Here is a 22,505-nt window from a genome sequence, read left to right as displayed (position 1 = left end):
CGGGAAGAGGGCAAGCTGCGGCACCGTGACGCTGCGACGGTAACGATCGCCGCGCTGGCCACGGAACGTCGTGGCTGCTGCTTCGCTGTGATGTCAGCGGGCGGCGTGCCCGGGGATGAGGACGGCGAGCATGACCCAGAAACCGAGCGATGCGATCACGGACGAACGTCGCGGTGGCCTGTCCCGTCCGGCTGCGCTGGCGGTGGTCGTGGCGGTGCTCGGCGCGAGCGCGGTGCTCGGGCGCCGCAACGCGCCCGACCCGTCGCATCCCGGTATTCGCCGCTGGTACAAACGGCTCGACAAACCTGCCTATACGCCGCCCGATGCGGCGTTCGGCGCGGTATGGCCGGTGCTCGAAACCGGCCTCGCGGTCGGCGGCTATCGGTTGTTGCGCCGCCCCGCCGACGCGCCGCGCAACCTCGCGGTCGGACTTTGGTTGCTAAATACGGGGATGGTCGGCGGCTGGACCGAGTTGTTCTTCCGTCGCAAGGCGCTCGGCCCCAGCGCGGTCGCATCGGGCGCCATGATCGCCAGCGGTGCCGGCTATGTCGCGGCCGCGGCCAAGGTCGATCGTACCGCGGCGGCCACTGCGGTCCCGTTCGTAGCCTGGCTGGGTTTCGCGACTCTGCTTGCCGAGCGCATCTGGGAGCGGAACCGGTCCGACGGCCCGGGCAAGGCATGACCCGGCTGACGGTCTGGCACGATGGCGGATGTCCGCTATGCCGACGCGAGATCGCGCTGATGCGCCGCCTCGATCGCCGCGGCGCGATCGATTTCGTCGATGCCAGCAACGGCGAAACGAGCTGTCCGATCGATCGAGCTGCGATGCTGGCACGGTTCCATGCGCGCGAAGAGGACCGGATGCTGTCCGGCGCCGCGGCCTTCGCAGCGATGTGGCGCGCCATCCCGCTGCTGCGACCGTTGGGGTTGGCAGCGCGCAACCCGGTCGTCCTGGCTGGCCTCGAACGGGTGTATCGGGCGTTCCTCCGCGTCCGGCCTCGCCTCCAGTCTTTCGCCCGGAAGGTGGATCGCACCGCATGAGGCCGGTCGTTCCCGATACCGCGCGACCGGGCCAGGAAAGCGTCTGGGATTATCCGCGTCCGGCGATCGCGCAGCGCAGCGATCGTCATGTCCTGATCGAGCACCGCGGGGTGACGCTCGCCGACACGCGGCACAGCGTCCGCACGATCGAGACGAGCCATCCGCCGAGCTATTACATCCCGCCCTCCGATATCCCGATGTCGGCGCTCCGGCGTTCCACGCGGCAATCCTTCTGCGAATGGAAGGGCAACGCGGCCTATTACGATGTCGAGATTGCGGGCAATGTCCTGCGCGATGTTGCCTGGAACTATCCGTCGCCGACGCCCGCGTTTGCCGCCCTGCGCGACCACATAGCGTTCTATGCAGGCCCGTTCGACGGGTGCTTCGTCGATGGCAACCGCGTCATTCCACAGCCCGGCGAGTTTTACGGCGGCTGGATCACCGCCGATCTCGCCGGACCGTTCAAGGGCGTGCCCGGTAGCCGCTACTGGTAGGTCGGCGCACGACGACTCTTATGCGCTCGGCCGCCAATATGGGCGTACTCAGTTCATCGCATTTCGATGTTGTTTACACCTTTGGCACAGCCGGACGCGTTAGAGGGGTGTGCCGGCTCGCCATCAACCTTTGGCTCGTCACCAAGGCGGGTCGGCACACCCTGTTCAAGATCCCCGAGCCGGATCAACGCGTTACGAAGCTTCCGCGATCAGCTTTGCGGCGGCGGGCGTGTTCCATTCATACCCGCCGGTCATCCGCCACACTTCCTTGCCCGCCGAATCGTACAGGATCGTGGTCGGAAGGTTCGCCTGGTAGGCGAGGCTGAGACCGAGTTTCGGATCGAGATACGGCTTGAGCGTCGTGAACTTCTTCTCGGCGAAGAACGGCGTCACCTTCTCCGCGCCCTGCATGTCCTGGCTGACCGCGATCACCTGAACCTTGCCCTCCATCGACTTGGCGGCGGCGTCGAGTGTCGGCATCTCGGCAACGCACGGCGCGCACCAGGTCGCCCACATGTTGAGCAGCAACGGCTTGCCCTTGAACGAGGCGAGCGTGACCGACTTGCCGTCTGGCGCGGTGAAGGCGACCGTCGGGCCGGTCTCGCCCTTGTGGCTGCGGTCGAGCTTTTCGGTGCTGGCGGCAGGGCCGGTGGCTTCGTCCGGCGTGGGGCCGGACGCGACCTCGTCGGCGGACACGGTGTTCGCGGCGACGACGTTTGCTTGCTCCGGCGCGGGCGATTTCCTATCGCAGCCGGCGACCAGCAGGCCCATTCCCACAAGACAGACGATTGGGCGCGAAGTGAACACAGGACGCAAGACCATGGACGGTTCCAATTCGATGTGGGGTGGGCGGTTCGCCGAAGGGCCGGCAGCGGTCATGCGCGAGATAAACGCCTCCATTCCCTTCGACAAGCGGCTCTGGCAGCAGGATATTGCCGGATCGAAGGCGCATGTCGCGATGCTCGGCAAGCAGGGCATCGTTTCGGCCGAGGACGCGGCGACGATCTCGGCAGGCCTTGACACGGTGGCGGCGCATTATGCCGAGCACGGCGTCGCGGAGGATCTGGTCCTTGAGGATATCCACATGCAGACCGAGGCGCGGCTGGCCGATGCGATCGGGCCGGTTGCGGGGCGGCTGCACACCGCGCGCTCGCGCAACGATCAGGTCGCGACCGATTTTCGGCTGTGGGTGCGCGATGCGATCGACCAGGCGCTGGCGGCGCTCGCCGGGTTCCAGGCGGCGCTTCTCGCGCGGGCTGAAGAGCATGCGGCGAGCGTTATGCCGGGCTTTACGCACTTGCAGTCGGCGCAGCCGGTGACGCTGGGGCATCACCTGATGGCGTATCACGCGATGATCTCGCGCGACGTCGGCCGGTTTGCGGATGCGCGAGCAAGGATGAACCGGTCGCCGCTCGGGTCGGCCGCGCTTGCCGGGACGGGCTTCCCGATCGACCGCGCGATGACCGCCGAGGCGCTCGGGTTCGACGGGCCGATGACCAATTCGCTCGACGGCGTCAGCGACCGCGATTTCGCGATCGAGTATCTCACCGCCGCGACGCAGACCTCGCTCCACCTCTCGCGACTCGCCGAGGAGTTCGTGCTGTGGGCGTCGCAGCCGTTCGGCTTCGTCGCGCTTAGCGATCAATGGTCAACGGGCAGCTCGATCATGCCACAGAAGCGCAATCCCGATGCGGCCGAGCTGGTGCGCGGGCATGCCGGGCGCATCCTCGGGTGCATGACCGCGCTGATGGTGACGATGAAGGGGCTGCCGCTCGCCTATTCGAAGGACATGCAGGACGACAAGCCGCCGGTGTTCGAGGCACACGACCTGCTCGCGCTGTCGATCGCGGCGATGACCGGGATGGTCGAGAGCGCGACGTTCCGCACCGATCGGATGCGCGGGCTGGCCGAGAGCGGCTTTGCGACCGCGACCGATCTGGCCGACTGGCTAGTGCGCGAGGCTGGGTTGCCGTTCCGTGAGGCGCATCATGTGACGGGTCGCGCGGTCAAACTGGCCGAGGAGCGCAAAGTCGCGCTCGATGCGCTGCCGATCGAGGACCTGAAGGCAATCGATGCGCGGATCGACGAACGCGTGTACGGCGTGCTCTCGGTCGATGCGTCGGTCGCCAGCCGGACCAGCTTCGGCGGCACTGCGCCCGACAATGTGCGCGCTGCGATCCGTGCAGCTCGGGGGGAAACGGCATGAAACGGCTTTTTGGCATCGTGGGTTTGGCACTCGCCCTATCGGGCTGCGGCGCCGCGGACGGGCTTGTTCCGGCGGAGGGTAAGACGCTCCCGATCGCGCCTTACGGCGCGAAAACGCCGCCGACTCCCGAGCAGTTGCTGACCCCCACCACGCAGCAACGCCCGCAGCGCAGCGACGAGCTGCTCACCACGTCCCAGCCGCGCCGCAGCGACGAGTTCGACCTGCCGCCGCCGAATTGAAGACCTGAATCATGGATCACTTCGCCTATCGTGACGGTGTCATGCACGCCGAGGACGTCGCCCTGCCGGCGATCGCCGAGGCCGTCGGCACGCCCGTCTACGTCTATTCGACCGCCACCTTCCGCCGTCACGCACAAGTGTTTCGCGACGCGCTGAAGGGCGCCGGGCGCGTCCATCTGGCCTATGCGATCAAGGCGAACCCCAACGTCGCTGTGCTGCGCGTTCTCGCCGACGAGGGATACGGCGCCGACGTCGTCTCCGCGGGCGAGATGCAGCGCGCGCTGGCGGCGGGTATTCCGGCGTCGGACATCGTGTTCTCGGGCGTCGGCAAGACGCGGCGCGAACTGGCGCAGGCGCTCGACGCCGGGATCGGCCAGTTCAATCTGGAGCTGGAGGAGGAGGGCGAAGTCCTTGCCGCGCTCGCCCATGCGCGCGGCGAACGCGCGCCGGCGGTGCTGCGCGTGAACCCCGACGTCGATGCCGGCACGCACGCGAAAATCTCAACCGGGCGCAAGGAGAACAAGTTCGGCGTCGCGATCGACCAGGCTGTGGCGATGTTCGACCGCCTGTCGAAGCATGACGGCCTCGACCTGCGCGGCGTCGCGATCCACATCGGCAGCCAGCTCGCCGACCTCGCGCCGCTCGAGGCCGCCTATGCACGGATCGGCGAGCTGGTCGCGGAACTGCGCGCGGCGGGGCACACGATCAGCCGCGTCGATCTCGGCGGGGGTCTCGGCGTACCGTACAAGCCCGACGACGTGCTGCCGAGCCCCGCCGACTATGGCGCGATGGTCGCCCGCGCGACCGCCGACTGGGACGTCGAACTCATGTTCGAACCCGGTCGCGTGATCGCAGGCAATGCCGGTGTGCTTCTGACCGAAGTAATCTGGGTAAAGCCGGGCGTCGTGAACCCGTACGTGATCGTCGATGCGGCGATGAACGACCTCGCGCGCGTCGCGATGTACGACGCGTATCACGACTTTGTCGCGGTCGAGCCGAGCGGCGATCGGATGACCGCCAACATCGCCGGACCGGTGTGCGAGACCGGCGACACCTTCGCGATGGGCCGCGATATCGACGCGGTGAAGTCGGGCGATCTCGGCATCTTCCGCACCGCCGGCGCGTACGGGGCGACGATGGCCTCGACCTACAACAGCCGCGCTTTGGTGCCCGAGGTGCTGGTCGACGGCGACCGGTTCGCGGTGGTCGCCGACCGCATCCACCCCGAGACGATCCTGGCCGCCGAGCGCGTGCCGGAATGGCTCAAGCGGTGATACTCCAGAGCCTGCCGCTGTTCGTGAGGCTGGCAGGGCGCCCGGTCATTCTGCTGGGCGAGGGCGAGGCGGCGGATGCGAAGCGGCGGTTGCTCGATCGTGCGGGGGCGGACGTCGTCGGCGAGGATGCTAGCGCTTCGCTCGCGATCGTCGCGATCGACGACGAGGAGGAAGCGCTGGCCGCGGTCGCGCGGCTTAAGGCGCGCGGCATCCTGGTCAACGCGGTCGATCGTTCGGCGCTGTGTGACTTCACGCTGCCCGCCATCGTCGATCGCGCGCCGGTGCTCATCGCGATCGGCACCAGCGGCGTGTCGGCCGGCTTGGCGGCGGCGTTGCGGCAGCGACTGGAGGCACTGATCCCCGCCGATCTCGGCAAGCTCGCGCTGGCGTTGCAGGCCGCGCGGGGGGCCTTGCGAAAGCGCTGGCCCGATATGGGGGAGCGTCGCCGGGCACTCGCCACGGCGATGGGGGCGGGCGGTCTGCTCGATCCGCTGTCGCCGACACACGATGTGGAGGCATGGCTGGCCCCGACAGCCGAGCCCGCTGCAAAGCGCGACGTGGCTATAACGCTCGTTCTGCTGTCCGACGATCCCGAGGACCTGACGCTCCGCCAGGCGCGCGCGCTCGCCAGCGCCGACCGGGTCTATCACGGCGCTGATGCCCCTGCGGCGATCCTCGACCGCGCCCGCGCTGATGCTGCACGACTGTGCGAGGCGATGCCCGTCAATCCCGGCACCGGCCTGTCGGTCGAAGTCGAGATGGCACGATGAGCGGTTTCGCATTCCGGATCGTCGATGGGAAAGCGACCCGCGTCGACGTCAAGGAAGCGCTCACCTGCACCGCCGACCTCGTCTGGGTGCATTTGTCGACCACCGCCGAACATGCACAGACATGGCTGCGCGACGAGGCCAAGCTGCTCGACTATGTCGTCGATGCGCTTACCGCGACCGAGACCCGGCCGCGCTGCGAGGCAGTTGGCGATGGCGCGTTCCTCAATTTGCGCGGGCGATCGAAGGAGGAGCTCGACACGTCCGATTTGCTCGCGTCGGTGCGGATCTGGGCGGTGAAGGGCCGCGTCTATTCGGTCACGCGGAAGCCGCTGATCGCGGTCGCCGAGGTAGAGAAGATGGTCGAACGCCACGAGGTGCGCGATCCAGGCGACCTGATCGCCGCGTTCGCCACCGCGATCACCACCGATCTCGATCCCGACGTGGCCACGCTCGGCGACGAACTCGACGATTGCGAGGAACAGCTCGACGCCAACCGCGTGTTCGAACTGCGCCGCGCGGTCAGCAAGGTGCGCGTCGCGGCGATCGGCTACAAACGCTTCCTCAGTCCGCAACGCGCCGCGCTCGAGAAGCTCGCCGCGCTACCCGGCGACTGGCTCGCTGACGACGATCGGCTGCATCTGGCGGCGGCGGCGGACCGCGCCGCGCGGATGGCGGAGGAGCTGGAATCGATCCGCGAACGCTCGGCGCTGATCCACGAGACGCTGACGGATCTGCGCGCCGAACAGATCGACAACCGCTCGCTGATCATTTCGATCGCCGCGATGGTGTTCCTGCCGCTGACGTTCCTGACCGGTCTGTACGGCATGAACGTCAAGGGTCTGCCCTATGCCGAGGAGCCGTGGGCATTCGATGCGATCGCCGGAGCGTGCGTGCTGATCGCGGTTGGTGTCGTGGCCTATTTCGCCATGCGACACTGGTTCAAGCGGTAGCGTTTATGCGGCGCTGGCGGTCCGCCACGCCTGCGCGATCTCGTCGAGCATGTCGGCAGAGTCGCGGAATGGCTGTGGGTCGTGGCCGAGCGAGGCGTTGATCACGGTTTTCCGCGCGCCGCCATATAGTCGCGCGAGCGTTTCCGAGACTTGCCCGCCTTTCTCGAAGTCGAGCCCGGCTTCGAGCGCGAACAGGATCGCGGTGGCGCGCGTGATCCGCTCGCTCTTGATCGCGAACTTGCGCTTTTCGCAGGCCCAGGCGGCGGCGCGCAATGCGGCGACCAGTTCCTTGTAGAGCAATTGGACGAGCGCAGGGCCGTCGGCGGTAGCGGTCTGGCCGACCGCGTCGATCTGGCGATAGGTCGCGAACGGGTCGCGCATCAACGTGCTGGCGTAGGTCACGAATCCTTGTTCCACGCGGCAATCTGGTTGGTGAGGAAGGTCTGCGTCGATTTATACGCCGACACGCGCGAATTCATGCTGGCATATTGCTGCGTCAGGCGCGTGGTCAACTGCGCGGACTGGTCGGTGACCTTGTCCTGCTGCTTGGCGACATCGGCCTCCGCCGCGGTGTAGCGCACGGTCGATGCGCCGAGACCGGTCACCGTGCTGGTCGCGCTGGTGGTCAACGCCGTCAGCGTCGCGGACAGGCCGAGCGCATTGGTGCCGGACGGAGCGAACATCGCCTCGATCGTGTCGGGGTTCGCCGCAAGCTGCTTGGCGAGCAGCGCGGAATCGACCCGCAGCGTCCCGTCGGTGTTGGTGGCGACGCCGATCTCCGACAGCGATCGCGGAAGCCCGGCGATCGCGCCACCGACCAGTGGCTTTGATACCAGGGCCTGCAGCGACCGCAGCAGCGATTTCGCGGCGGGATCCGCACGAAGGTTGCCGGTGATCGGATCGGTCTGTTCGGTGATCGTCTTCAGGACCTCGTTATAGGTCGTGACGACATCGTTGACCGCTTGCGTCAGCGCGTCGGTCGGGGGCGTGCTGGTGAGAGAAACGGGGACGGTGGATATGCCGTTGAGCTGGAGCGTCACGCCGGTCACCAGGTCGCTGACGGTGTTGCTCGGGCGCTCGACGGCGATCCCGTCGACGGTCAGCTGCGCGTTCTGCGCGGTGGAGACGAGGCTGGTCTTCGTCGCCGTGCTGCCGCCGATGTCGAGCGCGTCGCCCTTCTCTCCCTTAAGCGTGAAGGCGTTGGCGCTGCCGGTCGCGCCCTTGACCGAGAGATACGCGCCGCCGTTCGCGTCGGTCACGACCGAGGCGGTGACGCCGGTCTTAGACGCGTTGATACCTGCGGCGACCGCGTCGATGCTGCCGTCGCCGACGTCGATCTTGGTGTCTTTGCCGCCGATGGTCAGCGTCAGCGCGCCGGTGCCAAGCGATGTCGCGCGATCCTTGGCGGCGACGGCGGTCGTCGTCCGCGCGACCTGCCCGGTGGCGAGGCGCGTCACCGTGATGCTCGACGACAGCCCCGACAATTTTGCGCCCGACGCTGCGGTGGCAGTCAGGACGGCGGCATTCGAACTGGCCGGCTGAGTCTGCAAGCTGCCGCCCTTCACCAGATTGGCGAGCGCGGTCGAAAAGCCGGTCATCGTGCTCTTGAGCGTGCTCACGCCTGAAATCTGCGCGGTGATCGTGTCGGATTTGGTCTTCAATGCGGCAGTGCGTGCGGCGAACTGCGCGGAGACGAGCGAGGTGACCAATGTGCCGGTATCGACGCCGGAGCCCGCGCTCAGCCCCTTCAGCAGTGCCTGCGTCGCGTCGTTGACGGCACTTTGCGCGGTTGGTGTGGGTGTGGGAGTCGGCGTGGCGGTCGTGCTGGTGGTCGAAGTTACCATCGTGAAATCCCTGCACGTGCGCGCTCGTCTGTTAGAACGGCCATGCGGCGCGAATGTTTAGGCCTGTTTCATGCCGTTTTCGTCGAACCGCGCATCCTTCGGCACGGTCACGAACGGCTGGACTCCCGGCGTGGTCCCACCTGCCGCCGCGTTGAGCCCGAACACGAACGCCAGCACGGTCGCGATCGCGGTGTAGAGGTCGTCGCGGACCTCCTGCCCCTCCTTGCTGGTGTAATAAACGGCACGGGCGAGCGTCGGATATTCGAGGATCGGCACGCGGTCTTCGCCAGCCAGTTCGCGGATCGCCAGCGCGGTCGCGCCGCGACCCTTGGCGACCACCACCGGCACCTGATCCCTGCCGCGATCGTAGCGCAGCGCCACGGCGAAGTGCGTCGGGTTGGTCAGCACGACATGCGCCTCCGCGACCGATTTCCGCAGGCCACCGCTGGCCATCGCGCGCATCTTCGCGCGCATCTGGCCCTTCGCCTCGCCATTGCCCTCGGTCGACTTGTGCTCGTCCTTCACCTCCTGCTTCGACATCCGCATCTTGCCGAGACGCCGGATGATCTGGATCGGCAGGTCGATCCCGGCGATCGCGCACAGCCCGAACGCCATCGCGATCAGGATGCCCTTGAAGATCCCACCGAGCGTCGACAGCGCCTGGTTGAGATCGGCCGACGAGGCGAGGCCCATCGTCGAATGCGCCGCGTTCCACAGCATCCAGCCGCCGATCGTGCCGAGCAGGATCACCTTCAGCAGCGACTTGCCGAGTTCGATCCAGCCGTTCGCGCCGAAGATGCGCTTGAGTCCAGCCGCTGGATCGACGCGGCTGTATTTGGGTGCGAGCAGACCGCCGTTGAAGCCCAGCGAACCGAGCCCTGCCTGGCTCAAGATCGCGGCGCCGATGCTGACGATGAACAGGGTTATGAGCGATGGCGCGAGCTTGCCGCCGGCTTTCATCAGCGGACGCCAGGGGGAGAAGTCCTCGACATCGGCGTGCGTGAACTGGAAGCTCGAACTCATGATCGCCTTGCACGCCGAGATCAGCGTCGGGCCGGCGTAGATTAGCCAGGCGACCCCGGCGAGCATGCTCAGCGCGGTCGCGAAATCGCGCGATTTAAGGATGTCGCCCTTCTCGACCGCATCCTTCTTGCGCTTGGCGGTTGGTGCTTCGGTTTTTTCGCCCGAATCCTCCGACATCAGCCGAGTGCCAGGTTTTCGGTGGCGGCGAGGCCTTCGCGGACGATGACGAGCATGTAGTCGCCCATCGTCGGGAACGCGATCGCGAGCGTGACGACGCCGACCGCGAGGCTGGCGGGGAGGCCGACCGCGAACAGGTTGAGCGATGGCGCAGCGCGGCTCAGCATGCCGACGACGATGTTGAGGCAGAGCAGCAGGAAACCCACTGGCAACGCGAGCAGCAGCCCGGCGAGGAACGCATAGCCGCCAAAGAACGCGATCGCCTTAAGCCGTTCGACGCCGATCCACGCGGCGCCGGGGGGGAGCACGTCGTAGCTCTTCACCAGCAGGTCGATCAGGATCAGGTGCCCGTCGACCGACAGGAACAGCAGCGTCAGCATGATCGAGAAGAACTGGCCGAGGGCAGGGGACGTCTTGCCGTTCTGCGGGTCGATCGAGGAGGCGAATCCGAGCCCCATCGCGCCGCCGATCACTTCGGCCGCGATCATCGGTGCGGCGAACGCGATCTGAAGGACGAAGCCTAGCGCGAGGCCGACCAGCGCTTCCGCGGCGGCGGAAAGGATCGTGGAGACCGCAAAGATGTTCTGCGGCGGGACGATCGGATGCGCGGCAAGCACGAGGAACCCGATCGCGCCCGACAGCGTGACGCGCACGGTGAGCGGGACCGAGACGGAGCCGAACACCGGCGCCGCGATGAACGTCGCACCAATGCGGATCATCACGAACACGAGCGCCCAGAGCTGTGGCTCGATGCTGAGCCCGAAGCCTAGCACTGTAAAATCCCCCTCCCGCTTGCGGGAGGGGTCAGGGGAGGGCGCGACGTACGTACCGGCGTCCGGTCGGTGGGGCACACCCCTCCCCCGACCCCTCCCGCAAGCGGGAGGGGAGCAACAAGTGCGCTCATTTTACGAGATCCGGAATGCGCTCGAAGATCCCGATCGTGAAATCGCTCAGCAAGCCCAGAATCAGGCTCCCGAAGATCAGGATCGACACAGCGACCACCACCAGCTTGGGCACGAACGACAGCGTCTGCTCGTTGATCGATGTCGCCGCCTGAATCATCCCCAGGATCAGCCCCGCCAGAAGCGCCGGGATCAGGATCGGCGCGCTGGCGAGCGCCAGCACCCACATCGTCTGGTTGGCGACGGTCAGGAAATATTGCGCGTCCATGCTCTCAAGTCGCGAACGAGTTGGCGAGGCTGCCCATCGTCAGCGCCCAGCCATCGACCAGTACGAACAGCAACAGCTTGAACGGCATCGAGATGATCGTTGGACTGAGCATCGCCATGCCGAGCGACATCAGCACAGTCGCAACGACGAGATCGATGACGATGAACGGCAGGAAGATCAGGAAACCGATCTGGAAAGCGGTCTTAAGCTCGGACGTGACGAACGCGGGAAGCAGCACCGAGAACGGGATATCGGTAGGGGTCGCGTACGGGCCGGACTTGGCGATCTGCGCGAACATCGTGACGTCCTTGATCCGGGTCTGCTTGACCATGAACGCGTGCAGCGGGACGCCGGCGGTCGTGATCATCTGCGTGCCGGCGAGCTGTCCGGCAGCATAGGGCTGGATCGCGGTCGTGTTGATCTGGCTGATCGTCGGCGCCATGATGAAGAAACTGAGGAACAGCGACAGCCCGAGCAGCACCTGGTTCGGCGGCGTCTGCTGAAGCCCGAGCGCCTGGCGCAGGATCGCGAGCACGATGATGATCCGCGTGAAGCTGGTCATCATCAGCACGATCCCCGGCAGGATCGTGAGCAGCCCCATGATGATGAGGACTTGCAGCGACAGCGACAGCGAGCCGCTCTGCCCGGTATTGCCCGCCGCCTGGCCGCCAAGCTGGCCGAGCGCGCGATCGACCGCGTCGCCGACGGCGGGGTTGGTCGGGGCGGGGACGCCTTGCGCGAAGGCGGGCATCGCGAGGAAGAGGGCTAGTAGAATGGCGAGGCCTATCCACAGCCACGCGTTCGCGCGCCTGGCTCCTGGATCCCCGCGTACGCGGGAAAACGGCTTGGCGGAGGATGCGGCGAACAGGGCAGGGCCCGAGCCCTTCCGCGTCACCGTCGGACGAGCGACCGCGCTCATGCGTCGACCTTGTCGATCAGGTGCACGCCGCCACGGCCGACCGAGACGAGCAGCCGGCGGCCCTCGAAATCGATCACCGCGAGGCGCAGGCCCGGCGAGATCATCATCGTTTCCTTGACGCCGATCAGCCGCGTGGAGGGCTTGCCCGGGATCCGGCTCTCGAACTTGCGCCACAGGTACAGGCAGCCGAACATCAGGCCGCACACGAGTGGCAGCAGGATCACGAGCTTGAGGATATAGGTCCAGAGCATCGGATCAGCCGCGCTTGTCGGGCGACACGAGCTCGGTCATCCGCACGCCGAAGCGTTCGCCGACCGTGACGACTTCGCCGCGGCCGATCAGGGTGCCGTTGACGAAGACGTCGAGCAATTCGTTGGCCTGGCGATCAAGTTCTATCACGCTCGACTCGCCGAGCGCCAATAACTCGCGCAACGTCAGGCTGGTCGAGCCGATCTCGACGGTCAGCTTGACGTCGACATCCTGGAGCAGCCGGAAATTGGCGGCGACGGCAGCATCTACGGGGAAGCCTCCGGTCATGTCGTTCATGCTGCAAATCCTTCGTCGAAACTTGTAATCGAGGTGAGCTGGATGGCGGCGAAGCCGTTAGACGTGCCGACCGTGCCGCAGCCGAGCCGGTTGTTGCCGACCATCACCGGCACGTCGCCCGAGATGGTGATCGGGATCACGTCGCCCGGTTTCAGGTCCATCAGCATCGTCAGCTTGACGACCGGCTCGGCGAGCACCGAGCGGATTGGGAAGCGCACGTTCATCGCGGCCCGCGTCAGCTCGGTGCGCCAGGCCGGATCGGGCTCGGCCGACTTGCCGACGACCTTGGCGGTCAGCGACGGCGCATGCGGTTTCAGCGCGGAGACGGGGTAGACGAGGTCAAGAAACACGGGTTTCGCGGCGCCCGCAGCGATGCCGAAGCGCGTGACGATCATCGCGTCCTCACCGTCGAGATCGGCGATCATCGCCGGGTTCACCTCGACGCGGGTCGGCAGGAAGTCGAACCGCGCCATCGGCTCCCATGCGGTCTTCAGCGGCGCGGCGATCATCTGGCCGATCCGCGCGACCATCGCCTCGGCGGCCGGCGAGAACTCCGTTGGCAGCGTGTGCGGCGCGGCACCGGTGCCGCCGAAGAACATGTCGAGCATCTCGAGTACGAACTTGCCGTCCATGATGCACAGCGCCTGCGCCATCCCCGGCGTCATGATCAGCGGCAACCACGCGGTCAGCGCATCGCTGCGTTCCGCCCGGTAATCGGTGAAGCGCTGGACCACCAGCGGCTCGGCCCAGCAGCGCACTTCCTGGCGCAGCAACGGCTCGAACACGCCGCGCAAACCGCGCGCGAACCGCGCCGACAAATGCTGGAGCGAGTGCAGGTCGCCGAACGGATTGAGCTTGGCCCCGCCGAGCACGCCCTGATGCAGCACGCCCTCCTTGGGCGCGCCGGAGCGGTCCCGGTCGCGTCGCTCGCGCGTCTTTGCTGAGGCCTCGTTAACCATGACTCACTGAACGACGAAACTGGTAAAGTAAACGTTACCGATGCCGCCGAATCCTTCCTTCTGCTTGAGCGTATCGTTGATCGCTTTGGCGAGGCGGACCTGCAGCTGGCGCTTGCCGTCGCTGCTCATCACCTGCTCCTCGGTGGTGTCGCCGAGCGCCATCAGGATCGCCGAGCGGACCGCGATATCGTTGGTTTTCAGGTTGGTGATGACGGTGTCGTCGTACGGCGTGGAGACCGCGACGCCGACCTGGACGAAGTGCACCGAGTCCTGGAGATTCGAGGTGAAATCCTTCTCCAGCGGGTAGTAGGTGGAGGCGTATTTGTCGCCGCCCTGCCCTGCGGGGGGCTTCATCCCGTGGTTTTCGGGCGCGGCTTCCTCGCCGCCGTGACCGCCGCCTTCGCCGCCTTCGGACGCATGCTTCTGCTCGCTCTTGGGGACGAGCTTGGGCTTGCCATCCTCGGCTTCGGCTGCGTGACCGCCGCCGCCGATCAGCCCGGCACTGGAGGCATAGACGCCTGCGCCGACACCACCGCCGACCAGCACCAGCAGCGCGACGCCGCCGATCAGGATCGTCTTCATCTTGCCCTTTTTCTTCGGGGCGGCGTCGGGCGTTTCTTTTGTGTCGCTCATGATTTCAGGGTCCTTCGGTTCAAGCGATTCGGATGTCGTCGGGCGTGTTCGCGATCACGGTCGAGACCGGCGCGGGGCGATTCGGGGTTTGTGGCGCCGCGGGTGCGCGCTGCTGCTGGTCTGCGCCGCTGTCGCCGAGCGATCCTTGCGAAAGCTTCAACCCGCGCGCCTCGGCGAGTTCGGCGAGCCGTGGCTGCGCGTCCGCCAGCAACGTCCGCGTCGCGGCCTGCTCGGCATTGAAGTGAACGCGCACCGTATCGCCGTCGGTCTTCACCGAAACGTCGATCGCGCCAAGTGCATCGGGGACGAGGCGGATGCGCGTGTCGACCGCGTCGGCGGCGTCGCGGAGCATCTCGATCCGCTCGATCATCGCGTGCGGCCAGCGCTCCTGCCGCATGTCGAGCGGCGCCTGCTGCGCGTCGGCGACCTTAATCTCATGCGTTGTGGTCGCGCCGATCGGGGTCAGCGGCGTGTCGGAAGGCGCTGCGAGGGTATCCGGCTCTTCACGCCTCTTGGTTGCCGCCTGGATCGCTGCGCCGAATACCATCGCGGCCGACGCGACCGTGCCGGGTTGCGGCTGGACGACATCGGGTTGCGCGACGGCGAGGGTGACGGGCGCCGTATCGGGCGTCGCCCAACGCGGCGCGTCGGTCGTGTCCACCGGCGTCTGCACGGCCGTCTTTGCCGGGGGCATCGCAGCCATGATCGCGGCGGCGAGCTGCGTTGCGGGCGTGCCGCCAGCTTGGGTGGGCGCGGAGGGCAGGTGTGGTTGAGGCTCTATCGGAGCGGGAGTGGCGGCCTGCGGTTGCGATTGCGCGAAGGTCGGTCGCTGCACGCTAGTTGGTTGCATGCTGGTTGCATCAATGATGCGTGCAACTGGCAGAGCTGGCGCAGTCGTCGCGACGATCGGCTGCCATACGAACGCGGGGTCGGGCACGATGACCGGCAGCGGCAAGGCGTTGCCGGTCGCGGCGTCGTCCTGCCGGGGCTTATCTTCCGGCGCTGCGGCGGAAGGTTCGGGTTTCGCGTCGTCACGGACCTGTTCGAAGGCGCCCGTGAAATCGCCCGAATCGCTGCCATTCTTCGCGGCAGAGGCGCGAGGATGGAGGGGAACGGTACGGGAAAGGGTCGCGGTCTGGATCATTCGGGCACTCGCGTTCGGGCGTCTGCCCCGCACTCAGCAAGGATCGTGCCGAACCTTCCGGAAGGCGGGTGCCTCCTCCATCGCGCGGATCGCTTTGAGCACCGCATCGGCGTCGGCGCGGGCGAGCAGCTTCTCGACCGCGCTCTGGTCGCGCTTAGCGGACCGGGTTGCCTCGGCGGCGCGCTCGACGTGATATTCGGCGGCCTGCACGCGTTCTACGGCGGCGTTGGCGGATTGTTGAAGGCGGTCGCGGTAGTGCGCGGCGGCGCCGAGCGAGACGGCGACCTGCGTTTCGTGGACCGGCGCGACGGCTTCGGCGAGCAGCGCGATACGGCCCGACAACGCCTGTTCGCTGGCGAACTTGTCATGCGCGCGCGCCTCGTCGGCGCGGGTCAGGCCGAGCTGGAGCGTGCGGACGCGGTGGATGCGCGCCAGCGTCTTGCTGCGGGCATCCGCCATCTCAGCCGCCGAACACGCCGGTCAGCTCGGCGACCGCATCGTTCAACGACACGTTCTCATCGGCGTCCTGGCGGATATATTCCATGACCGCGGGGTGGCAGGCGATCGCCGCGTCGATCGCGGGATCGGCGCCGTGGCGGTAGGCGCCCATCAGCACGAGATCGCGGTTTTCCTCGTAGGTGGCGAGGTGGCGGCGGAGCGTCCGCGCAGCCTTGGCGTGGTGCGCGGGCACGATGTCGGTCATCACGCGGCTGACCGACGGGCCGATGTCGATCGCCGGATAAACACCGCGCTCGGCAAGATGGCGGTTGAGGACGATGTGGCCGTCGAGGATCGAGCGGGCGGAGTCGACCACCGGGTCGTTGCCGTCGTCGCCATCCGCCAGCACCGTGTAGATCGCGGTGATCGAGCCGCCGGTGTGGACGTCGACGCCAGCGCGCTCGATCAGGTTCGGCAGCATCGCGATGGCGCTGGGTGGATAGCCGCGCGCGGATGCAGGCTCGCCGAGTGCGAGACCGATCTCGCGACCGGCGTGCGCGACACGGGTGAGCGAATCCATGATGAGCAGGACCTTCTTGCCTTCGTCGCGGAAAGATTCGGCGATCGCGTGGGCCCGGAGTGCGCCGCGGATGCGGAGGACCGGGGAGTGGTTGGCGGGGACCGCGACGACGACCGAGCGCTTGCGCGCTGCGCCGGCGACCTTGGTTTCGAGGAAGTCGGCGACTTCGCGGCTACGCTCGCCGATCAGGCCGATGACGATCACGTCGGCCTGCGCGGCGCGGACGATCATGCCGAGCAGCACCGACTTGCCGACGCCCGAGCCCGCCATGATGCCGACACGCTGGCCCTGACCGATCGTCAGCAGGCCGTTGATCGCGCGGACGCCGACGTCGAGCGGTTCGAGCACACGGCCGCGATCGAGCGGCGACTGGAGTTTCCCCGCGAGCGGCCAGCGCCCGGCGCCACGGATTGGGCCGAGCCCGTCGATCGGCTTGCCGGCACCGTCGACGACGCGACCGAGCATGGCTGCCCCGACTTCGGCCTCTCCCGGCGCACCGATCGGCTTGACCGGTGCGCGCGGAAGAAGGGCCGCGGCGCCGCCGAGGTTCATCATCAACGTGCGGCCGTTGCGGAAGCCGATGACTTCCGCCTCGACGCTCGCCACGCCTTCGCCGACCTGGCAGACGGTGCCGACGGGTAGCGTCAGGCCGACCGCTTCCATGAGCAGGCCGTCGAACGAGGCAAGGCGGCCAGAGACCTTTGGCTTGGCGACGAAATCTGCGTTGGAGAGGGTTTCGAGATAATCGGCGGTAAAGCGGTTCAGCATTTGGGCACCGGCACGCGGTCGATCGCCTGCGCGAGTTGATCGAGCCAGAGTTCCGGACCGTCCTCGACGATCGTCGATGCGCTTTCGAGCACGAAGCTGCCGCGCGCGACGCCCGGATCGCCTGCTGCGAAGATCGTCTTCGGCAGTCGGCCTTCGAGCAGCGCGACGTCGTCGGGGTGGACGCGGAGCAGCGCGGATTCGGCGGAGTCGGATAGCAGCTCGGCAGCCGTCTCGATGCGACCGGCAAGGACGTCAGGCGCGATGCCGACTTCGCCGACGAGTTTCGAGACGAGGAACAACACCGTCTGGCGGAGCTGGGCGGCGACGCGGTCGCGGTCGATCCGATCGTTGCCGAGCGCGCTGGCAAGGTCGCCGAGCAGCGCGCCGTCGCGTGTGGCCGTTTCCTGTGCCGCGGCGGCCGCAGCGGCGAGACCCTCCGCATAGCCGGCGGCATGCGCGTCGGCGAGCGGGTCGGCGAGCGGGTCGATGAACGACGATTCGCTGACCGGATCGAGCGGATCCCAGCCGGCGGTCGGGTTCACGTCCTTGTCCGCCGGGCTGAAGTGGCGTGGCGTGCTCGGCTCCGACGAGAAGTTCGGCGACGCGAAGTTCGCGGGCCGCACCGTCGCACGCTCGCGAATATCCGCAGCCGCGAACCCCGAGGGCGGGGCGAATGCGCTCGCCAGAATGTTGGCCGTCGTCGTGTGGCGCGACGCGAAGCCCGCGGTGAAGCCGTTAGACATAATCGTCTTCCCCCCCGCCCATCTGGATCGTGCCGTCCTTCGCAAGGCCGCGCGCGATCGCGATCATCGCCTTCTGCGCTTCGAGCACTTCGGCCAGCTTCATCGGCCCGCGGGCTTCCATCTCGTCGCGGATGCCGTCGGCGGCGCGCGCCGACATGCAGCCGAGGAAGCGGTTGCGGATCGTCTCGTCGACGCCCTTCAACGATTTGGTCAGGATCTCGCTATCGACGTTGCGGATCAGCGTGCCCAGATTCTTGTCGTCGAGCGCGAGCAGATTGTCGAAGACGAACATCGCCTCCTCGATCGCCTTCGCCACTTCGCGGTCGATCTTGAACAGTTTCGGCATGACGCGCTGTTCGGTTGCCTTGCGCGCGCCCGACAGGATCTTGGCCGCCTCGCGCGTGCCGCCGAGCGTGACGCCGACCGAGCCGGGCGCCGCGGTAGTGCGGTTGGCGAGTACGATCTTCAACGTCTCGACTGCCTCGGGCGTAATCGGTCCCAGCCGCGCGATGCGGTGGAGGATGTCGGGTTGCACCGCATCGGGCAGCAGTTCGAGCACTTGGCCGCCGATCGACGCGTCGAGATTGGCGATCAGCACCGCGGCGATCTGCGGATGCTCCTTTTCGATCATCGCGGCGATTTCGGGTGCGTCGAGCCAGTCGAGCAGTTCGAGTTCGCAGGCGGCCTCGGGCGGCGTGATGCGCGCGAGCACGCTTTCCGCTTTCTCAGGCCCGAGCGCGCGGTTCATCACCGCCTCGATCTGCGGGCGCGGGTCGAAACCGATCGCGGTCCGCTCTCGCGCGCGGCCAACGAAATCGTCGAGCACGTCCTCGACCTCCTGCTCGCTGACGTCGGCGACCTTGAACATCGCCGCGCCGAGCTGGCGCACTTCTTCGGGCTCCAGCTTCTGGAGGATGGCCGCGGCCTCCTCCTCGCCGACGAGCATCATCAGCACCGCGGCACGCTCGACGCCGGTGTAGGTTCGGATGGCGACTTCGCTCACTTGGCGTCGGCCTTGATCATGTCGCGCACGGCAAGGGCTGCACGCGTCGGATTGTCGCGCGTGAAGCCGCGGACCGCGCCAATCCGGTCGTCATAGCCGCGCGTGTTCTCGAGCTGGTCGAGGCTCACCGGTGCCGCGACCGCCATGCCGTCGCCGTTCGCGACGCCGATCGGCTGGCCGAGCGCAGGACGCGTGCCGGCATCCTCGCGCTTCTTCATCAGCGCCTTGGCGATCGGGCGGACGCCGAGCAGCAGCACGAGCAGCGCGATCAGGATCGCGGTGCCGTTGCGCGCAAGTACCGGCAGCCAGGCGTTGTCGTACCAGGCCGGGCCGCTCGTCGCGGTTGCATCGGCGCCCGCGAACTTGCGGCTGATGACCGTTACGTTGTCGTTGCGCGCCTGATCGAAGCCGACCGCGCTCTTCACGAGATCGCTGATCTGGTTGATCTCCATCGCGGTGCGGCGGCCCTTTTCAGGATCGCGCAGGAGGACGGCGACCGAGAGACGCTTGACCCCACCCGGCGTAGCGCGCGTGACCGACACTTCGCGGCCGAGGTCGTAGGCACGCTGATACTGGTCGGACTGCTTCATCGCATTGGGTGCCGCGCCGCCAGCGACCGGCTGCGCACTGCCCGACGCGCCGTTAGCGGCTTGCGGCGTCGACAAGGTGCTCGCGGCGGGCGGCGTGTTGCTCAGCGCACCCGGAATACCGCCCGGAGCACCAGCCGTGCCGTCCTTCTGGTTGCCGGTCCAGTTGCCCGTCTCGGCGCGGAGCACGCCCTGCTTCTCATAGCTTTCGCGCGTCGCCTGGCTCTCGTCGAGATTGACGTCGGCCTGGACCTCCGCGGTGAAATTGCCCGCGCCGACCAGCGGCGTCAGCAACGCAATCAGTTGCGTGCGATACTTGTCCTCGACGCGGCGCTGGATATCGATCCGCGCATCGCTGGCCGCCCCAGCGCCTTCGTTGCCGCCGGCCTTGGTGAGCAGCGCGCCCATCTGGTCGACGATCGTCACTGCCTCGGGCTTCATCCCCGGCACCGACGAGGCGACGAGGTTGATGATCGAGCTGACCTGCGCGTCGCTCAGCGAGCGGCCGCCCTGCAATTTCAGAATCACCGACGCCGATGGCGCAGCATTGTCGCGGACGAACACCGACGCTTCCGGCATGGCGAGATGCACGCGTGCCTCCGCGACCGCGTCGATCTCCTCGATCGACTTCGCCATCTCAGATTCACGTGCCTGGCGGAGGCGTTCGCCTTCGACAGCGCGCGAAACGCCCATCGGCAACTGGTCGAGGATCGCATAGCCGCCGGGCGCCGCTTTCGGCAGGCCCTGACCCGCGAGCAGCATCTTGGCGCGACTGTAATCGTCCTCGCCGACGGTCAGCGCGCCGGTGCCCTCGTCGATATGGCTCTTGATGTTGGCAGTGGTCAGCGCGGACGTGACCGCAGCCTTGTCCGAATCGGGCAGGCCGCTGAACAGCGTCTTCTGCGTCGGCGTCGACAGGCTCATCCACGCAAGCGCGGCTGCGGCGATCAGGCCGACCATCAGCGCCATCGGCAACGAGCGACGGACCGCAGGCTGCGCGAACGCGCCCTTGATCTGCTGGAGGGGATTGGCGAACCGTTCGGTGCCGCCGGGCGAAGGGATGAGTGCGGTGCTCATGTCAGACCGGCATGCTCATGATATCCTTGTAAGCGGACAGCAGCTTGTTGCGGACCTGCAACGTCGCCTCGAACCCGACCGACGCCTGCTGGCGGGCGAGCATCACTTTCGCGATGTCGACCGTCTCGCCGCGCTCATAGCTTTCGCTGAGCTTGGCGGCCTGGGTCTGGCCCTCGTTGACGCCCTTCAGCGCGGTTTCCATCGTGTCCGCAAAGCTGGTCGGCTTGACCGTCTCGGTCGGCGCGACGTTCCCGGTGGCACCGGCGCGCGAGAGCGCCTGATTGCGTTCGAGTATCTGCGAGCGAAGCGCCATGACGCGGTCGACGCTCATCGCGCCGCCACCGATGCTTGAGATGCCACTCATGCCGAGGCCGCCCAGTTATGGACGCTGCCGATGTCGTCGCCCTGCTCGCGCGCCTTGGCGAGGCGGTAGCGCAGCGTGCGCTCGGAAATGCCAAGGCGTTTCGCGGTCTCGATCCGGCTGCCGTTGCACGCCTTGAGCGTCTCGCGGATTGCGGCGAACTCGCTCATCTGGACGATGTTGCCGAGCGTCTCCGGCTCGGAAGGCACCGCGACGGGCGCGATCGGTGTAACGGAAGCCGTGCGCTGAAACGTCATCGTCACCGGGCGGTCGAACACGATGTGGTTCGTCTCGATCGTATCGCCGCCGCAGAACAGCAGCGCGCGCTGGATCACGTTCTCCAGCTCGCGGACGTTGCCCGGCCAGTCGTGCAGCATCAGCTGCTCGATCGCTGCGTGGCTCGGCCAGGGAATGACGTTGCGGTTGCCGGCATGACGCAGGATCAGCGTCGCGGCGAGCGCGGGGATATCCTGCGGGCGCTCAGCCAGCGACTTGGTCGCGAGCGGGAACACGGCGAGGCGGTAATAGAGATCGGCGCGGAACCGGCCGGCGGCGACTTCGGCGTGGAGATCGCGGTTGGCACACGCGATCACGCGGACGTCGATCGGCTGCGGCACCGAGGCGCCCAGCGGCACGACCTCGCGCTCCTGCAACACGCGGAGCAGTTTTGCCTGCAACTGCAGCGGCATCTCGGCGATCTCGTCCAGCAGGATCGTTCCGCCGTTCGCTGCGCGGAAAAATCCGTCGCCACCCGAGGATGCGCCGGTGAACGCACCCTTCTGGTGACCAAACAGCAGCGCCTCAAGCATCGATTCGGGGAGCGCGGCGCAGTTGATCGCGATGAACGGCTTGTCCTTGCGCGCCGAGCCATTGTGGATGGCGCGGGCGAGAACTTCCTTGCCGGTGCCGGTCGGGCCGTTGATCAGCACCGTGATGTCGGCGGCGGCAACGCGCTCCGCGAGGGCGAGCAGCGCGAGCGATTCGGGATCGGCGGCGGTCGGCATGTCGGCGCCACCGATCAGGGCGCGGGCGAAGCCGTTGCCGACCGCGGTGTCCTCCGCGGCAAAGCTGATCCGCGCCGGCGCACCGTCACGCGATGGCGTCACTTCGCGACCTTCGCAACCGATCACCACGGTGCGGGCAGGGGCGGTGATGCCCTCGCCATCCGCGACCAGGAACAGGTCGTTCGCGCCGGGCTGTGCAGTCTCGAACGAGCCCACGCCGAAGCCCTGCGCACGCAATGACGAAACAAGCGCGTATTTCCGCGAAGTGACTGCAGCCGATGGAAAAATTGAACGCATGGAGTTCCCCCTGAACGATTCGGGGAATGCAGCATTGGTGGTAAACGCGCGGTTAAACCCTGCCGCCCCCGGCAGATTATTTCCGGGCGCGTCTCCGCGGGCACACTGGCGCGCGTTTGCGCACACGAACGCGCGCACGGGCTCTCGTACGGGCGCGTGCGAGGCCCGGCCCCGGCTGCATTTTTTCGCTTAAGTCCGTCCCGAACCGGCCGTTACCCACATTGACGGATCGGCACTTCGCCATGGGGGCGGCGCGGA

General features: G+C 67.2%; 27 protein-coding genes. 8 read left to right on the top strand and 19 right to left on the bottom strand.

The window, feature by feature from the left end; all coding sequences use genetic code 11:
* Positions 1 to 130 precede the first annotated feature (130 nt).
* Genes J4O76_RS15995 through J4O76_RS15985 form a run of 3 tightly spaced genes read left to right on the top strand, consistent with a single transcriptional unit; the run spans position 131 to position 1,535 of the window.
* Complete coding sequence (locus tag J4O76_RS15995; protein ID WP_426282829.1) at positions 131 to 682, top strand: TspO/MBR family protein; 552 nt, start codon at positions 131 to 133, stop codon at positions 680 to 682.
* Positions 679 to 1,041, top strand: coding sequence for a thiol-disulfide oxidoreductase DCC family protein (locus tag J4O76_RS15990; RefSeq protein WP_426282828.1), 363 nt, complete (start codon positions 679 to 681; stop codon positions 1,039 to 1,041). The genes J4O76_RS15995 and J4O76_RS15990 overlap by 4 nt, the downstream gene beginning before the upstream one ends.
* Positions 1,038 to 1,535, top strand: coding sequence for a DUF427 domain-containing protein (locus J4O76_RS15985; RefSeq protein ID WP_426282827.1), 498 nt, complete (start codon positions 1,038 to 1,040; stop codon positions 1,533 to 1,535). The genes J4O76_RS15990 and J4O76_RS15985 overlap by 4 nt, the downstream gene beginning before the upstream one ends.
* A gap of 192 nt (positions 1,536 to 1,727) precedes the next feature.
* Here the strand turns inward: J4O76_RS15985 and J4O76_RS15980 are convergent, their stop codons facing one another.
* Positions 1,728 to 2,306: a TlpA family protein disulfide reductase gene (locus J4O76_RS15980; protein WP_426282826.1), complete on the bottom strand. Its 579-nt coding sequence runs from the start codon at positions 2,304 to 2,306 to the stop codon at positions 1,728 to 1,730.
* Positions 2,307 to 2,373: 67 nt separating this feature from the next.
* Between J4O76_RS15980 and argH the strand changes: the two genes are divergently transcribed.
* The 5 genes from argH to J4O76_RS15955 are packed head-to-tail and all read left to right on the top strand — an operon-like array spanning position 2,374 to position 6,974.
* Positions 2,374 to 3,741, top strand: a complete 1,368-nt coding sequence (argH, locus tag J4O76_RS15975) for an argininosuccinate lyase (protein ID WP_426282925.1) — start codon at positions 2,374 to 2,376, stop codon at positions 3,739 to 3,741.
* Positions 3,738 to 3,980, top strand: a complete 243-nt coding sequence (locus J4O76_RS15970) for a hypothetical protein (protein ID WP_056061645.1) — start codon at positions 3,738 to 3,740, stop codon at positions 3,978 to 3,980. Before argH ends, J4O76_RS15970 begins: the two co-directional genes overlap by 4 nt.
* 11 nt (positions 3,981 to 3,991) lie before the next feature.
* On the top strand, positions 3,992 to 5,254 hold the full coding sequence (gene lysA, locus J4O76_RS15965; RefSeq protein ID WP_192975319.1) for a diaminopimelate decarboxylase: 1,263 nt from the start codon (positions 3,992 to 3,994) through the stop codon (positions 5,252 to 5,254).
* Complete coding sequence (locus J4O76_RS15960; RefSeq protein ID WP_426282825.1) at positions 5,251 to 6,024, top strand: NAD(P)-dependent oxidoreductase; 774 nt, start codon at positions 5,251 to 5,253, stop codon at positions 6,022 to 6,024. The genes lysA and J4O76_RS15960 overlap by 4 nt, the downstream gene beginning before the upstream one ends.
* Positions 6,021 to 6,974, top strand: coding sequence for a zinc transporter ZntB (locus tag J4O76_RS15955; protein WP_426282824.1), 954 nt, complete (start codon positions 6,021 to 6,023; stop codon positions 6,972 to 6,974). The genes J4O76_RS15960 and J4O76_RS15955 overlap by 4 nt, the downstream gene beginning before the upstream one ends.
* 3 nt (positions 6,975 to 6,977) lie before the next feature.
* Here J4O76_RS15955 and J4O76_RS15950 read toward each other — a convergent pair whose 3' ends face one another.
* The 18 genes from J4O76_RS15950 to J4O76_RS15865 form a co-directional block, all read right to left on the bottom strand.
* Positions 6,978 to 7,376 (bottom strand): flagellar protein FliS, encoded by a 399-nt coding sequence (locus J4O76_RS15950; protein WP_082441390.1) that lies wholly within the window; start codon positions 7,374 to 7,376, stop codon positions 6,978 to 6,980.
* The gene (gene fliD, locus J4O76_RS15945; protein WP_426282822.1) at positions 7,373 to 8,818 is read right to left on the bottom strand and encodes a flagellar filament capping protein FliD; all 1,446 of its coding nucleotides are present in this window, start codon (positions 8,816 to 8,818) and stop codon (positions 7,373 to 7,375) included. The genes J4O76_RS15950 and fliD overlap by 4 nt, the downstream gene beginning before the upstream one ends.
* Before the next feature lie 57 nt (positions 8,819 to 8,875).
* Complete coding sequence (gene flhB, locus J4O76_RS15940; RefSeq protein ID WP_426282821.1) at positions 8,876 to 10,018, bottom strand: flagellar type III secretion system protein FlhB; 1,143 nt, start codon at positions 10,016 to 10,018, stop codon at positions 8,876 to 8,878.
* Positions 10,018 to 10,791, bottom strand: a complete 774-nt coding sequence (gene fliR / locus J4O76_RS15935; protein ID WP_426282820.1) for a flagellar biosynthetic protein FliR — start codon at positions 10,789 to 10,791, stop codon at positions 10,018 to 10,020. Before fliR ends, flhB begins: the two co-directional genes overlap by 1 nt.
* Positions 10,792 to 10,918: 127 nt before the next feature.
* Positions 10,919 to 11,188, bottom strand: coding sequence for a flagellar biosynthesis protein FliQ (gene fliQ / locus J4O76_RS15930; protein WP_055874447.1), 270 nt, complete (start codon positions 11,186 to 11,188; stop codon positions 10,919 to 10,921).
* Positions 11,189 to 11,192: 4 nt separating this feature from the next.
* Positions 11,193 to 12,107, bottom strand: a complete 915-nt coding sequence (gene fliP, locus J4O76_RS15925) for a flagellar type III secretion system pore protein FliP (protein ID WP_426282819.1) — start codon at positions 12,105 to 12,107, stop codon at positions 11,193 to 11,195.
* A complete protein-coding gene (locus J4O76_RS15920; RefSeq protein ID WP_056054129.1) occupies positions 12,104 to 12,358 on the bottom strand; it encodes a flagellar biosynthetic protein FliO in 255 nt (84 codons plus the stop codon). Before J4O76_RS15920 ends, fliP begins: the two co-directional genes overlap by 4 nt.
* Positions 12,359 to 12,362: 4 nt before the next feature.
* Positions 12,363 to 12,653, bottom strand: a complete 291-nt coding sequence (gene fliN, locus J4O76_RS15915) for a flagellar motor switch protein FliN (protein WP_056054132.1) — start codon at positions 12,651 to 12,653, stop codon at positions 12,363 to 12,365.
* Positions 12,650 to 13,612, bottom strand: coding sequence for a flagellar motor switch protein FliM (locus tag J4O76_RS15910; protein WP_426282818.1), 963 nt, complete (start codon positions 13,610 to 13,612; stop codon positions 12,650 to 12,652). Before J4O76_RS15910 ends, fliN begins: the two co-directional genes overlap by 4 nt.
* Before the next feature lie 3 nt (positions 13,613 to 13,615).
* Positions 13,616 to 14,245, bottom strand: coding sequence for a flagellar basal body-associated FliL family protein (locus J4O76_RS15905; protein WP_426282816.1), 630 nt, complete (start codon positions 14,243 to 14,245; stop codon positions 13,616 to 13,618).
* Between the two features lie 19 nt (positions 14,246 to 14,264).
* On the bottom strand, positions 14,265 to 15,389 hold the full coding sequence (locus J4O76_RS15900) for a flagellar hook-length control protein FliK (RefSeq protein WP_426282815.1): 1,125 nt from the start codon (positions 15,387 to 15,389) through the stop codon (positions 14,265 to 14,267).
* A gap of 33 nt (positions 15,390 to 15,422) precedes the next feature.
* Positions 15,423 to 15,848, bottom strand: coding sequence for a hypothetical protein (locus tag J4O76_RS15895; RefSeq protein WP_426282814.1), 426 nt, complete (start codon positions 15,846 to 15,848; stop codon positions 15,423 to 15,425).
* 1 nt (position 15,849) lies between these two features.
* Positions 15,850 to 17,175 carry a FliI/YscN family ATPase gene (locus tag J4O76_RS15890; RefSeq protein ID WP_426282813.1) on the bottom strand — a complete coding sequence of 442 codons (1,326 nt, stop codon included), beginning with the start codon at positions 17,173 to 17,175 and terminating at the stop codon, positions 15,850 to 15,852.
* Positions 17,169 to 17,918 (bottom strand): FliH/SctL family protein, encoded by a 750-nt coding sequence (locus J4O76_RS15885; protein WP_426282812.1) that lies wholly within the window; start codon positions 17,916 to 17,918, stop codon positions 17,169 to 17,171. Before J4O76_RS15885 ends, J4O76_RS15890 begins: the two co-directional genes overlap by 7 nt.
* A complete protein-coding gene (gene fliG / locus J4O76_RS15880; RefSeq protein WP_426282811.1) occupies positions 17,911 to 18,921 on the bottom strand; it encodes a flagellar motor switch protein FliG in 1,011 nt (336 codons plus the stop codon). Before fliG ends, J4O76_RS15885 begins: the two co-directional genes overlap by 8 nt.
* A complete protein-coding gene (gene fliF / locus J4O76_RS15875; protein WP_426282810.1) occupies positions 18,918 to 20,585 on the bottom strand; it encodes a flagellar basal-body MS-ring/collar protein FliF in 1,668 nt (555 codons plus the stop codon). Before fliF ends, fliG begins: the two co-directional genes overlap by 4 nt.
* Position 20,586: 1 nt before the next feature.
* A complete protein-coding gene (gene fliE, locus J4O76_RS15870) occupies positions 20,587 to 20,949 on the bottom strand; it encodes a flagellar hook-basal body complex protein FliE (protein ID WP_426282809.1) in 363 nt (120 codons plus the stop codon).
* Positions 20,946 to 22,247, bottom strand: a complete 1,302-nt coding sequence (locus J4O76_RS15865) for a sigma-54 interaction domain-containing protein (RefSeq protein ID WP_426282808.1) — start codon at positions 22,245 to 22,247, stop codon at positions 20,946 to 20,948. Before J4O76_RS15865 ends, fliE begins: the two co-directional genes overlap by 4 nt.
* Between the last annotated feature and the right edge of the window lie 258 nt (positions 22,248 to 22,505).

The organism is Sphingomonas sp. NFX23 (assembly GCF_049887795.1).
GTDB lineage: Bacteria > Pseudomonadota > Alphaproteobacteria > Sphingomonadales > Sphingomonadaceae > Sphingomonas.
This window is presented reverse-complemented; position numbering and strand designations above follow the sequence as displayed.